Genomic DNA, 11,891 nt, shown 5'->3' with positions numbered 1-11,891 from the left:
GTTGTTGCCGGCCATCAAGCGCAGGGCCTGGCCGCGCCTGATTATGAATGCAAGGGTGCGCGTGCCGATGCACAAAACTCAAAATGCCTTCGGCACCGCCTGGCTCAGGAAGTCATACACCGCACGTATGCGCCGGCTGGTGCGGATCTCGCGGTGTACCGTCAGCCAGATCGGGATGGGCGGCACCTTGATCATGGGCAGCACGGCCACCACGTCCCGGTCGGTGGCCGCGAGGTAGTCGGCAACAAACCCGATGCCCAGGCCGGCGCGCACTGCCTCCCAGTAGGCAATCAGGTCGTCGCAGCGAAACGCAAAGGACTCGCGCGTCACCGGCAGGCCGAAGCCGGCCATGCCACGGACGATGGCCTCGTCGCGGTCGCTGCCGACAAGGTCGTGGTTCAGCAGGTCCTGCGGCTGTTTCGGTGTGCCGCGCCGGCGCAGGTAGTCGCGGTGCGCATAGGTGCTCAAAGTAATTTTTGCGATGCGCTTGACCACCAGGCTGGCCTGGTCGGGCTGCACCATACGCAGGGCAATGTCGGCTTCGCGCCGCAGCAGGTTGCTGACCGCGTTGCTGGCGACCAGCTCCACCTGGATGTCGGGCAGGGCCAGGCGCATCTGCGCCAGGATGGGCGGCAGCACAAAGCAGGCCACCGGCTGGCTGGCCGTGATGCGCACGGTGCCCGAGACGCCGCCCTCGGCGCCCGACACTTGGCGCGCCAGCTGGTTGGCGGCGCTGTCCATGGCGCGGGCCGCATCGGCCAGCTGCAGCGCGGTGGGTGTGGGCAGCAGGCCGCGGCCGGTGCGCTCGAACAGAAGCACGCCGAGCTGCGACTCGAGCTCGGCGATATGCCTGCCGATGGTGGGCTGGCTGGCATTCAGCACCCGCGCCGCGCCGAGCAGGCTGCCCTGGTCCAGCGCCGCCAGGAAAGAGCGCACCAGGCGCCAGTCGAAGTTGTTATTCATTTGTGAATATCTGATGTGAAGCGTTAGAGGATTGTCGAACAGCCTCGAAGTTTCCACAATCACTTCATCGATCACTTTTTTTCCAGGAGTTTTCATGACACAGCCTTCCACCGTCCTCATCCTTGGCGCCCGCGGGCGTTTTGGCATGGCAGCCACCCGGGCCTTTGCGCAGGCGGGCTGGCAGGTTTTGGCCCAACTGCGTCCAGGCGCCACCGGCCCGGCCATTCCCGGTGTGTTGTGGCTGGCCGCCGAGCCGGGCGACACCGCCGGCCTCGCTGCTGCTGCACAGGGCGCCGCGGTGGTGGTGCAGGGGCTCAGTCCGGTCTACACACACAAGGCCTGGCGCCGGGACCTGCCCGGCCTGACGCAGGCGGCCATCGACATCACCCGCGCATTGGGCGCCACGCTGATGCTGCCGGCCAGCGTGTACAACTTCGGCGAGACCATGCCGGCGCTGCTGCGCGAAGACACGGCGCAGGCGGCCAGCACTTTCAAGGGCCGCATGCGCATCGCCAGCGAAGCACAGGTGCGCGCAGCCACGCAGGACGGGCGCATGAAAGCCGTGGTGATACGCGGTGGCGATTTTTTCGGCAGCGGCACGGGCTCCTGGCTGGACGAAGTGATGGTCAAGGACATCAGGCGCGGCAAGCTCACCTACCCCGGGCCGATGAACGTGCCGACCGCCTGGGCCTACCTGCCCGACATGGCGCGCAGCTTTGTCGAGGTGGCCGGACGGCGGGACCACCTGCCGGCCTTCGAAATGTTTCACTTTGCCGGTGACCAGTTGACCGGCCAGGATTGGGCCGATGCGCTGGCCGAGATTGCCCGGGAGCAGGGCTGGGTGCCTGCCGGCGGCAAGCTGCGCGCGAGCTCGATGTCCTGGCTGCTGATGCGGGCTCTCGGGCTGGTGCTGCCGAACGTGGCGGCGCTGTGCGAGATGCGTTACCAGTGGCGCACGCCGCACGCCCTGGTCAACACCCGCATGGCTGTGCTGGCCGGTGCCGAGCCGCATACCCCGTTTCCCCAAGCGCTGCGCACGGCACTGGCAGAGCTGGGCCTGTTGACGCCGCGCAAAGAGAACGCCGTGAAAAAGAGTACGGTGACGATGCAAGCTTTTGAAAGGAGCGCCTCATGAACCCCGTCATGAACCGCCGGAACTTTGTACGCCTGGCTGGCGGCGGCGTGGTGCTGGGCGCCACCGCCGGCCTGGCCGGCTGTTCGGCCGACCTGCCACCGGAAGCCGTCGCTGCCTGGCGCGGCCCCGCCGTCGATACCGCCGATGTGCGGCACTGGATTCTCAGCTACGCCATCCTGGCGCCGCATTCGCACAACCTGCAGTCCTGGCTGGTGGACCTGCGCCAGCCGGACGAGATCACGCTGTACTGCGACCTCACACGCCTGCTGCCCGAGACCGACCCGCTGTCGCGCCAGATCATGATGAGCCAGGGCACCTTCCTGGAGCTGCTGGACCTGGCTGCGCGGCAGAAGGGCCTGCGTGCCGACATCGCGCTCTTCCCGCAGGGCGAATTCGGCCCGGCCGCGCTGGACAAGCGGCCTGTGGCGCGCATCCGCCTGAGCCCGGATGCAGCCGTGAAGCCGGACCCGCTGTTCGCCCACATCCTCACGCGGCACACCAACCGCGAAGCCTATGAAGCGCGCGAGCCCGCCCCGGCTGCTGTGCAGGCCATCGCCGCGAGCATCGCGCCGCATCCGGTGCGCACCGGTTTTGTCGGGGCAGCCCAGCCTGACCTGATGCAGAAGCATCGCGCCATCGCCATGGAGGCCTGGCGCGTCGAACTGGTGACGCCGCGCACCGTGCTGGAATCGTTCAAGGTGCTGCGCGTCGGCCCGCGCGAAATTGCCGAACACCGCGACGGCCTGAGCATCAACACGCCGATGGTGCGCGCGCTGACGGCACTCGGCCTGTTCGACCGCAGCAAGGCGCCGGGGCCGGATGACACGGCCACCACCGGGCAGATCAAGGACTTCAACGCGAAGATCGCGACCACACCGGCGTTTTTCTGGATGGTGACCGAAGGCAATGACCGCAAGACCCAGGTCAACGCCGGCCGGGCCTATGCCCGCGCACAGCTGGCCGCCACGGCGAACGGCCTGTCCATGCAGCCGCTGTCGCAGGCGCTGCAGGAATACCCCGAACAGGCCGGCCCCTATGCCGACATCCACGCTTTGCTGCAGGCGCCACCGCCGCGCTACACGGTGCAGATGTGGACACGGCTGGGTTATGCACCGGCAGTGGGGCCCGCTCCGCGGCGCGGTGTGGAGGCCCACCTGATCAAGACCTGAAGGACGGGCTTATGGCTCGCTGGCGAGCAGTTGCACCAGCCGCTGCAGCGCGTGCTGTACCGTGGCTGCGCGAACCGCCGCGCGGTCACCGCTGAAACGCTGCCTCTCGCTGCTGAGATGCCCATCGACCATGAAGCCGAACCACACGGTGCCGACCGGTTTGGCCCGGCTGCCGCCCGTGGGGCCGGCGACACCGGTCACCGCCACGGCGACACGGGCCTTGGAACGGGCGATGGCGCCGGCAGCCATGGCGCTTGCCACCTCTTCGCTGACGGCGCCGTGGGCGGCAATCAGCGCGGCGTCCACGCCCAGCATGTCGGTCTTGGCTTCGTTGGAGTAGGTGACAAAGCCGCGTTCGAACCAGTTGCTGGAGCCGGCCAGGTCGGTGCAGGCGGCGGAGATCAAGCCGCCGGTGCAGCTTTCGGCGGTGGCCAGCAGCCAGCCTTTTTTGAGCAGCAAATCGGCCACCTGCCCAACAAGGGTGGGCGCAGGCAGCTCATTATTCGATAGCGTTTTGGGTTTCACCAGAACCTCCAGGCGGCGATCACCAGCAGCGTGCAGAAGGCGGCCGCCAGGTCGTCCAGCAGGATGCCGAAGCCGCCGCGCCAGCCGAAGCCCTTGAACGTCCTGTCAGCCCAGGCCGTGGGACCGAACTTCACCGCGTCAAAAAAGCGGAACAGCACAAAGGCCGCCAGCTGGCCCCACCAGCCCGCCGGCATCACCAGCCAGAGGATGAGCCAGAAGGCCACCACCTCGTCCCAGACGATGCTGCCCGGGTCGGCAATGCGCATGTTTCTGGCGGTGACAGTGCAGGCCCACACGCCAAGCAGCAGGGACGCAGCAATCAGCAGCCCCATCTGCAGCGCCGTCAGCCAGGGCGCCATGACCACAAAGGCCAGCCAGGCCCAGAGCGTGCCTGCCGTTCCCGGCGCCACCGGGCTCAGGCCGGAGCCGAAACCCAGCGCGATGAGGTGAGCAGGGTGGGCCAGCATGAAGCGGGCTGTGGGCCGGTGCGGCGGCGTATCGGGTGCGTTCTGGAAAACGGGCGGTTCGTTCAAGAGAGTCATGGTTGTTGATAAAAATGACCATCAGCCCAATAAGCACGGGCGCGGGAAGCTATGTTTTTCATAGTGAAATTTCTCAGTCGCTTTCATTCAGGATAGCCAGCAGCACGGCATCGAAGGCCTGCGGCTGTTCGAACTGTACCCAATGCCCGGCGCCCTCTATCCACTGCAAGCCGCGGAAATCGGGCGCTGACTGTAGCGCCTGCGCCAGCACTCCCTGCCGTCCGCGGTAGAGCGCGTCTTCGCGGCCGTACAGGGCGTACACCGGGCAGCGCACGTTGGGCAATGTACGCGCCAGGATGTCGGTGTAGGCCAGGCGCCGGCCCTTCATGCGGTCACGCAGCGTGTTGTCGCTGTGCAGACGCAGCGCCAGGGCGGTGATGGCCTCGGGCCGGTGCAGCATCAGCGCGGCCAGGTTGTTGCGGTGCACCGCCTCGCTTTCGGCCGGGTCCGGCAGGTGCCGCCAGGCGGTGAGCGTGACGGTGTTTCGCGAAGCCACGCCCAGGCCGGGCGAACCCACGAGCACCAGGCGCGCCACCCGCGCGGGACGTTGCGCCGCCAGGAAACCGGCCACCATGCCGCCAAAGGAAAACGCCACCAGGTCGCAAGGGGCGTCGCCCAGCAGCAGCTGCAGGCCGGCTTCCACCGGTGCCGGCAGCGCATCGGCATCGTTCCCGGTGGCAGGCGGCGCCGAATCGCCAAAGCCCGGCAGGTCGGCGGCCAGCACCGGCCGGCCCGCGCGCACCAGTGCCTCGATGTTGCGCAGCCAGTGTGTCCAGCTGCCGCTGCCGCCGTGCAGCAGCACCACGGGCCGCTGAGGACTGGCTGCAGAAGCAGGTTCGGGCTGCCAGCGGTGCCAGACCATGCTGCCGCTGCCGCAGGGCGTTTCGAGCCGGGTGGCGCTCGCCAGCAGTTGCTGGACCTCGGCGGGCGGGGGCGGTGAATCGGAAAACATCAGGAGGTTTATACCTGCCGGGCGCGGCCGTGCTGAACACCTTCGGCATGGGCAAACCACGTGGTCCAGTGGTCGATGCAGGCCTTGATCTTGGGCAGGCGGTGCCGGTTGGTCAGCGTCACGGCGTAAATCGGGCTGGGTTGTTCATCCACAAAATCAGGCAGCACGGGTACCAGCAGGCCCTGGCGCACCAGCGGCTCGGCCACCACGGTGGCAAAACGCGAGATGCCCAGGCCCTGCAGCGCCAGCCGCGCGGTGATGCCGGTGCTGCCCGAGCGCCACTGGCCCTCGGCCACCACCACGGCAGGCTGACCGTCGACCACAAACGGCCAGCGGTTGAGCATGGTGACCACGCTGTTGGTGATCAGCCGGTGCTGGTGCAACTCATCCGGGTGCTTCGGTGTGCCATGGGCCTGCAGGTAGCCGGGCGTGGCGTACAGCCGGCGCCCCAGCGTGCCGAGCTGCCGCGCCACCACGGTGTCGGTCGGCGGCGTGCCGGTGCGGATGGCGATGTCGATGCCGTCATGGGCCATGTCCACCAGCCGGTCTTCAACCTGGAGCTCGACACACAGCTTGGGGTGGTGCTGCTGCAGGCTCTCGAAGCTGGGGATCAGCAGGTATTCGGCCACCACCGTGCTGGCGGCCACGCGCACCCAGCCGCTGGCCTGGCGCGACTGGCTCGCAAACTCGCCCTCGAGCTCGTCCAGCGTGCCGGTCAGGCGGCGGCAGTACTGCAGAAAGGTCTGGCCCTCGACCGTCGGCGTCAATCCGTGGGTGGACCGGTGGATCAGGCGGGCGCCGCAGGTTTTTTCGATGCGCGCCAGCGTGCGCGAGATCTGGCTGACCGGCACGTCGCGCTCCCGCGCCACGGCCGAGAGTGTGCCGAGTTCGGCCACCCGGGCGAAAAGGTGCATGTCGTCAAAGCTGAGGTCGCGCATGCTGCCATGGTAACCAGCCTGCGCGCTGCCTTTGCAGCGTTTGCAAAACCCAATTGCGCGGCGCACGGTTTCCCGCGGGCGGTGCCTTGCCTAAAGTTGCCAGCACCAGCACCGCTACGAAAGGACACACCATGTACAGCGAACTTCACCACGAAAACTACCAGCGCCTGCACGACGCTGCGAAGCTGCAGGCCCAAGCCTTGCGCCGGCAGGCGATCGACGCTTTCTGGTACCAGGCGGGGCGTGCCGCCGCGCATGCCTTCCACGCCCTGCGCCGTCCCACAGCGCTGCGCTTGCCCCGGGAGGCCTGAGATGCCGACCCTGAACCTGAAAGTGGCGCCGCTGCAAAACCCCGGTCGTTACCAGCAGCTCGCGCAGGAGCTGACTTTGCTCACCGGGCGATTGCTGGGTAAACGGCGCGAGGTGACCGCGGTCATGATCGAAGACCTGCCCGCGGCACGGTGGCACGTGGATGGCAAGGACGTGCAGCGGCCCACGGCGCTGCTGGAGATCAGCATCACCGCGGGCACCAACACCGCAGAAGAGAAAGCGGCTTTCATCAAGGCCGCCTTTGCCGAGCTGGAGCGCCAACTGGGTTGCGGCGGCCCGCTGGAAGAAGCCAGCTATGTGGTGGTGCGCGAGCTGCCGGCCACCGATTGGGGATATGGCGGGCAAACCCAGAAGGCACGGCAGGCGGCGCGACTGGCCGTGCCAGCATGAGCGAACAACCCGCGCGCGGCGGCGCGGGACTGCGGCAGGGTCAGGCGGCCAGACGCATGGCCTCGCGACCGGCCCCGCGCAACAGGTCCACCAGTGCGGCCGGATCGGCGGGGGGCTGATGACCGCGCCAGACGACATGCTGGTCAGCGCGGCACAGCACCAGGGCGTGCCGGTAGGCGTCGGGAATGTTGTGGGCGTCCACATCGAGCAGCGTCAGCGGCAGCCCGCGTGCCCGGGCCGCCAGCTGCAGTGCCGAGGCATCGACGGCCGCGTCAAAGCGCAGCAGGGTGTAGCCCGGCCCGAAGGCGTCGTACAGTGAACGTCCATCCGTCAGCCAGAAATGCGGCGCCCGGCAACCCGGCACGGTGGATGGCGTGAACGCACCCATGGTGTAGGCTGGCGGCGTTTCGCCGTCGTCCATCATGATGAGTGAGCCGCTGTAGAAGTAGCCAAAATTCAGCCCGGCGCAGCAGAACTGCTGGACATTGAGATCGTAGGCTTCCCGGCCGATCTCGGCGCGCAGGGCATCGCCCTCGGCGCCGGCCTGCTCGATGTTGGCAGGCACCGCGCGGCGGGCCTTGATCATTTTCTGCGCATGGTCCATCGCGAACTGGGACACCTGCGCGGTGATCGGCTGGCGCTCGGCCTCGTAGGCGTCGAGCATGGCCTCCTCGCCCCAGCCCTGCAGTCGCGCGGCGAGCAGCCAGGAGAGGTTGATTGCATCGGCGATGCCGGCATTCATGCCGTAGCCGGCATAAGGCACCCACAGATGCGCGGCATCGCCGGCGATGAACACACGGCGGTCGCGAAAGCGGTTGGCCACCAGGCGGCGGCCGACCCAGTCCTCCTTGCTGAGGATCTCGTAACGGAAATCGGGGCCGACGCCGAGGATGTCGCGGATGGACTGGTCGCGGTCCACCGAGTCGAACTCGGGTTCTTCGGCGTTCAGGTGGTTGTGAACCAGCCAGGTTTCGTGGCCATCAATGGCAAACATGGTGCCGCAGCGCCGCGGGTTCATCGAATAGTAGGACCAGGCGGGTTTGCCCGGGATCATGGCCGCCAGCTGCGGCGCGCGGATGTAGGTGGACTGCACGCGCTGGATCACGGCCGTGCCTTCGAGTCTGGCACCCATCTGCTTGCGTACGGAGGAGCTGCCGCCGTCGCAGCCCACCATGTAGCGGCAGCGGATGCTGCGCGAAGCGCCGCTGTCCAGGTCGGTCGCCACGGCGGTGACGCCAGCCGCGTCCTGCGCGAAGCTGTCGACCTGCGTGCGGTTGAGCAGGGTGACCTGCGGCAGCGCGGCGGTGTGCTCCAGCAGGATGGGTTCGAGGTAAATCTGGTTGATGCGGTGCGGCGGTTCGGGCGTGGGCCACCAGCCGTCCGGTCCGGCGGTGTCGGTGTAGCGGTCCCGCCGGCACGGAATCGGGATGCGCGTCAGTTCGATGCCGGTCACGCTGGTGCGGAACACCACGTCGTTGGGGTACTCCGGCGGCAGGCCGGCGTCGCGCAGCTTGTGGGCCACGCCAAGGCGGCGAAACTGCTCCATGGTGCGCGCGGCCACATGGTTGCATTTGACATTGGGCGGTTCGGCATAACGGCGGATCTCGGCGATCATCACAGAGACGCCGCGCGAGGCCAGGTCCATGGCCAGCGTCAGGCCCACCGGGCCGGCGCCGACGATCAGCACATCGGTATTCAGGTCTTCAGGCTGGGTCATGCTCAGTCCAGTTTGGTGCCGGAGGTCTTGATGACCTTGGCCCATTTCACGGTCTCCGACCTGATGTAGGCCTCGAACTCGGCGGCGGTGCTGGGGGCGGGCTCTACGCCGAGGTTGCGCATGCTGCTCTTGATCTCCGGGTCGTTGAGCGCCGCCGTGACCTCGACATTGAGCCGGGCAACGATGGGCGCCGGCGTGCCGGCCGGCGCGACCAGGCCGAACCAGCCAGTGGAGTCGTAGCCTGTGAGCCCGGCTTCGGACACTGTCGGCACATCCGGCAGCATGGACAGACGTTGCGGGCTGGTCACCGCATAGGCCACCAGCTTGCCGGCCTTGATGTGTTGCAGGGCCGACGGCAGATCCACCACGGCCAGGGGAATCTGGCCAGCCAGCACATCGAGTGCGGCCGGGCCGGAGCCGCGGTAGGGCACTTCCACAAACTGGGCCCCGGACATCTGGCCAAAAAGTTGTGCCGACAGGTGCATGGCCGTGCCATTGCCGCCGTGGCCGATGGAGAGCTTGCCGGGTGTCGCTTTCGCCAGTGCGATCAGCTCTCGCTGGGTTTTGGCGGCCACGGACGGATGGCCAATCAGCACAAACGGGATCGCGGCCAGCATGGTGACCGGTTTGAAATCCTTGATGGGGTCGAAAGGCATCTGCGCATACAGGCTGACGTTGGCCGAGAGACCACCTGCCGCACCGACACCCAGGGTGTAGCCGTCGGCCGGCGCACGCGCCACGGCGGTCAGGCCGATGTTGCCACCGGCGCCCGGCCGGTTGTCCACCACCACCTGCTGACCTAGTTTTTCATTGAGCCGGGGCACCAGCATGCGCACCACCACATCGGTGCTGCCGCCGGGCGGGAAGGTCACGACGATGCGGATGGGCTTGGTCGGGTAGTCGGGAGTTTGCGCCTGGCCAGCTCCGGCCAGGACGGTCATACCGGCGGTCAGCGCCAGCAGATTGCGCACTATGCGATTCATGGATGTCTCCTTGTTGTACGGGTGTCCGCCCCAGGGCAGACCTTGTCTCCGCCCACATTGGAGCCCAGATTGATTCATTCGTATAACGATAAATTTCGAATGATTTATGATTTTGATTCATGAATAACTCCTTCACACCCACGGTGCGCCAGTTGCGCGCCTTCGTGGCGGTTTACCGGCTGGGCAAACTCAGCGCCGCCGCAGAACAGCTGTTCGTGACGCAGTCGGCCATCAGCGTGCTGATCCGGCAGATGGAGCAGGGCCTGGGCGCGCGCCTGTTCGACCGCACCACCCGCTCCCTGCAACCGACACAGGCCGCCAGGAAAGCCCTGGTGGTGGCCGAGCGCATCCTGCGCGACGTCGAATCACTGGGCAGCAGCTTCCGCGATCTGGGCGGGCTGCGGCGCGGCCGCGTCTGTGTCGCGGTCACGCCCACGCTGGCGGCCTTTGTGATGCCGCCGGTGATCCGCCGTTTTGCCGCGCTGTACCCGGACATCCGTGTGGTGGTCGATGACTGCGCGCCCGACCAGTTCATGTCGCGCGTGATCGGGGAACATGTGGATTTCGGCATTGGCACGCCCGAGAAGATGCTGGCCGACGCCGACTTGCAGACGCTGGTGCCCGACCACCTGAGCCTGGTTTGCCGGCCCGATCACGTGCTGGCGCGGCAGAAGGCCGTGCGCTGGGCCGATCTGGCGGGCCATCCGGTGATCACGGTGCGGCCGGGTTACGGCATCCGTCCGATGATCGACGTGACTGCTGCCGGTGCCGGGGTTACGCTGAACGTGGTCAACGAGGTGTCGTTTCTCTCCACGGCCCTGTGGATGACCGCCGCCGGCCTGGGCGCGTCCATCATGCCTTCGGCTTTTGCCACGCACGGCGCCGAGCCGGGCCTGGTCATCAAGACTCTCACCGCGCCGCGCGTGTCGCGCGACATCTCGGTGGTTACCAAACGCGGGCGTTCACTTTCGGCGGCCAGCCAGGCCTTTGTCGATGTGATGCATGCCGTGTTGCGCAAGCCCGGGCGAGCGGGCGCTCAGGCAAAGTGATCGAAGGATGCATACCGGCCCGGTACGGCGTTGCCCGAGGCGTCGACCAGGCGCAGGCCGGGCGGGTGTTCGATGACACCGATCCGCGTCACCGCGGTCTGCGCCTGCAGCGCCGCGGCCTGCACCGCGGCCCGCGCCGACACCGGGGCGGTGAAGGCCAGCTCGTAGTCGTCACCACCGGCCAGAACGTAGCCCAGCATTTTTTCATAAGAAAAAAGCCTCTCAGCCCTTGCTATTTGTGCGCTGGTAGCAATCAAATTAATAGCAACAGAGGTGTCGATACGGACCCCCACGCCTGACGCCTTCAGGATGTGACCGAGGTCGCCCAGCAGACCATCGCTCACGTCGATTGCCGAGGTGGCGATACCGCGCAGCCCCTGGCCCAGCGCCACCCGCGGTGTCGGCTGCTCCAGCCGCGTGCGGGCCAGCGCCAGCAGTTCGTCCGGCAGGGGTGCGTGTTCGCGCAAGGCATCCAGCGCCAGCCGTGCTTCGCCCAGCGTGCCGCTGACATAGACATCGTCACCGACACACGCGCCAGAGCGCAGCAGCGCCTGGCCGCGCGGCACTTCACCGAACACCGTGATGCAGATGTTCAGCGGGCCCTGCGTCGTGTCGCCGCCGACCAGTTCGCAGTCATGGGCGTCGGCAAGCGCAAACAGGCCGCGCGAAAACGCAGCCAGCCAGGCCTCGTCGATCCGCGGCAGGGCGAGCGCCAGCGTGAAGGCCAGCGGCTGCGCACCGCAGGCTGCGAGGTCGCTGAGGTTCACAGCCAGGGCCTTGTGACCGAGGGTGAAAGGATCCACGTCGGGAAAGAAATGGCGGCCTTCGACCAGCATGTCGGTTGATACGGCCAGTTGCATGCCGTCCGCCGGCTGCAGCAACGCGCAGTCGTCACCAATGCCCAGCACGGCGCGTTTTGCGGGGCGTTTGAAATAACGTGCGATCAGGTCGAATTCACCCATGAGGGGAGCATAACGGGTGGCAGCGTTTGTTGTTGGAGTCTGGGACGATTGAGGTCTGCCTGCTGGCCGGGACTCCCCCCGGCGGGCGACTCACTTTCTCTTGCGTCGCTGTACGGACAGGAGACATACGAAACAGGTGTTCGGAGACATAGGAAACACTTCTTCAGCGCTATTGGCGCAAGGAGAAGTGCATGCCTTGGCAACCGAGAGACCTGATGGACACCAAACGCGAATTT

13 protein-coding genes are annotated in these 11,891 nt (G+C 67.0%); 5 read left to right on the top strand and 8 right to left on the bottom strand.

Translation table 11 applies throughout. The annotated features are described in order from the left end of the window. Window positions 1-78: 78 nt before the first annotated feature. Entirely contained in the window at window positions 79-963 is an 885-nt protein-coding gene (locus WA904_RS01325) for a LysR family transcriptional regulator (RefSeq protein ID WP_425195321.1), read from the bottom strand. Window positions 964-1,057: 94 nt separating this feature from the next. Here WA904_RS01325 and WA904_RS01320 point away from each other — a divergent pair, with 94 nt between their 5' ends. Both WA904_RS01320 and WA904_RS01315 read left to right on the top strand, forming a co-directional pair. Next, window positions 1,058-2,098: an epimerase gene (locus WA904_RS01320; protein WP_425195320.1), complete on the top strand. Its 1,041-nt coding sequence runs from the start codon at window positions 1,058-1,060 to the stop codon at window positions 2,096-2,098. Then, on the top strand, window positions 2,095-3,267 hold the full coding sequence (locus tag WA904_RS01315) for an Acg family FMN-binding oxidoreductase (protein ID WP_425195319.1): 1,173 nt from the start codon (window positions 2,095-2,097) through the stop codon (window positions 3,265-3,267). The genes WA904_RS01320 and WA904_RS01315 overlap by 4 nt, the downstream gene beginning before the upstream one ends. A gap of 9 nt (window positions 3,268-3,276) precedes the next feature. On the opposite strand, the gene WA904_RS01310 is transcribed toward WA904_RS01315, so the two are convergent. The 4 genes from WA904_RS01310 to WA904_RS01295 all read right to left on the bottom strand — a co-directional run bounded on the left by WA904_RS01310 (window position 3,277) and on the right by WA904_RS01295 (window position 6,224). Continuing rightward, window positions 3,277-3,792, bottom strand: a complete 516-nt coding sequence (locus tag WA904_RS01310) for a CinA family protein (RefSeq protein ID WP_425195318.1) — start codon at window positions 3,790-3,792, stop codon at window positions 3,277-3,279. Beyond that, entirely contained in the window at window positions 3,789-4,334 is a 546-nt protein-coding gene (locus WA904_RS01305) for a phosphatidylglycerophosphatase A family protein (RefSeq protein ID WP_425195317.1), read from the bottom strand. Before WA904_RS01305 ends, WA904_RS01310 begins: the two co-directional genes overlap by 4 nt. 73 nt (window positions 4,335-4,407) lie before the next feature. Then, window positions 4,408-5,286, bottom strand: coding sequence for an alpha/beta fold hydrolase (locus WA904_RS01300; RefSeq protein WP_425195316.1), 879 nt, complete (start codon window positions 5,284-5,286; stop codon window positions 4,408-4,410). Window positions 5,287-5,294: 8 nt separating this feature from the next. Further along, window positions 5,295-6,224 (bottom strand): LysR substrate-binding domain-containing protein, encoded by a 930-nt coding sequence (locus tag WA904_RS01295; RefSeq protein WP_425195315.1) that lies wholly within the window; start codon window positions 6,222-6,224, stop codon window positions 5,295-5,297. 131 nt (window positions 6,225-6,355) lie between these two features. Between WA904_RS01295 and WA904_RS01290 the strand changes: the two genes are divergently transcribed. After that, the gene (locus WA904_RS01290) at window positions 6,356-6,535 is read left to right on the top strand and encodes a hypothetical protein (protein ID WP_425195314.1); all 180 of its coding nucleotides are present in this window, start codon (window positions 6,356-6,358) and stop codon (window positions 6,533-6,535) included. 1 nt (window position 6,536) lies between these two features. Next, window positions 6,537-6,944 (top strand): 4-oxalocrotonate tautomerase, encoded by a 408-nt coding sequence (locus WA904_RS01285; RefSeq protein ID WP_425195313.1) that lies wholly within the window; start codon window positions 6,537-6,539, stop codon window positions 6,942-6,944. 40 nt (window positions 6,945-6,984) lie between these two features. Here the strand turns inward: WA904_RS01285 and WA904_RS01280 are convergent, their stop codons facing one another. Both WA904_RS01280 and WA904_RS01275 read right to left on the bottom strand, forming a co-directional pair. Continuing rightward, a complete protein-coding gene (locus tag WA904_RS01280; RefSeq protein WP_425195312.1) occupies window positions 6,985-8,661 on the bottom strand; it encodes an FAD-dependent oxidoreductase in 1,677 nt (558 codons plus the stop codon). A 2-nt stretch (window positions 8,662-8,663) separates the two neighbouring features. Further along, window positions 8,664-9,644, bottom strand: coding sequence for a Bug family tripartite tricarboxylate transporter substrate binding protein (locus WA904_RS01275; protein WP_425195311.1), 981 nt, complete (start codon window positions 9,642-9,644; stop codon window positions 8,664-8,666). 119 nt (window positions 9,645-9,763) lie between these two features. Here WA904_RS01275 and WA904_RS01270 point away from each other — a divergent pair, with 119 nt between their 5' ends. Further along, window positions 9,764-10,693, top strand: a complete 930-nt coding sequence (locus WA904_RS01270; protein WP_425195310.1) for a LysR family transcriptional regulator — start codon at window positions 9,764-9,766, stop codon at window positions 10,691-10,693. On the opposite strand, the gene thiL is transcribed toward WA904_RS01270, so the two are convergent. Next, complete coding sequence (thiL, locus tag WA904_RS01265; RefSeq protein WP_425195309.1) at window positions 10,681-11,655, bottom strand: thiamine-phosphate kinase; 975 nt, start codon at window positions 11,653-11,655, stop codon at window positions 10,681-10,683. The two genes, WA904_RS01270 and thiL, sit on opposite strands and share 13 nt — an antisense overlap. Window positions 11,656-11,891 lie beyond the last annotated feature (236 nt).

It is taken from the genome of Polaromonas sp. (genome assembly GCF_049790275.1).
GTDB lineage: Bacteria > Pseudomonadota > Gammaproteobacteria > Burkholderiales > Burkholderiaceae_C > Polaromonas.
The sequence above is the reverse complement of the archived record's forward strand: the minus strand, read 5'-3'. Positions and strand labels throughout refer to the sequence as shown.

What these genes read in the sequence shown, in the direction of transcription:
- WA904_RS01325 (WP_425195321.1), bottom strand. Translation starts at nt 963, where the DNA reads ATGAATAACAACTTCGACTGGCGCCTGGTGCGCTCTTTCCTGGCGGCG.
- WA904_RS01320 (WP_425195320.1), top strand. Translation starts at nt 1,058, where the DNA reads ATGACACAGCCTTCCACCGTCCTCATCCTTGGCGCCCGCGGGCGTTTT.
- WA904_RS01315 (WP_425195319.1), top strand. Translation starts at nt 2,095, where the DNA reads ATGAACCCCGTCATGAACCGCCGGAACTTTGTACGCCTGGCTGGCGGC.
- WA904_RS01305 (WP_425195317.1), bottom strand. Translation starts at nt 4,334, where the DNA reads ATGACTCTCTTGAACGAACCGCCCGTTTTCCAGAACGCACCCGATACG.
- WA904_RS01300 (WP_425195316.1), bottom strand. Translation starts at nt 5,286, where the DNA reads ATGTTTTCCGATTCACCGCCCCCGCCCGCCGAGGTCCAGCAACTGCTG.
- WA904_RS01295 (WP_425195315.1), bottom strand. Translation starts at nt 6,224, where the DNA reads ATGCGCGACCTCAGCTTTGACGACATGCACCTTTTCGCCCGGGTGGCC.
- WA904_RS01290 (WP_425195314.1), top strand. Translation starts at nt 6,356, where the DNA reads ATGTACAGCGAACTTCACCACGAAAACTACCAGCGCCTGCACGACGCT.
- WA904_RS01285 (WP_425195313.1), top strand. Translation starts at nt 6,537, where the DNA reads ATGCCGACCCTGAACCTGAAAGTGGCGCCGCTGCAAAACCCCGGTCGT.
- WA904_RS01280 (WP_425195312.1), bottom strand. Translation starts at nt 8,661, where the DNA reads ATGACCCAGCCTGAAGACCTGAATACCGATGTGCTGATCGTCGGCGCC.
- WA904_RS01275 (WP_425195311.1), bottom strand. Translation starts at nt 9,644, where the DNA reads ATGAATCGCATAGTGCGCAATCTGCTGGCGCTGACCGCCGGTATGACC.
- WA904_RS01270 (WP_425195310.1), top strand. Translation starts at nt 9,764, where the DNA reads ATGAATAACTCCTTCACACCCACGGTGCGCCAGTTGCGCGCCTTCGTG.
- thiL (WP_425195309.1), bottom strand. Translation starts at nt 11,655, where the DNA reads ATGGGTGAATTCGACCTGATCGCACGTTATTTCAAACGCCCCGCAAAA.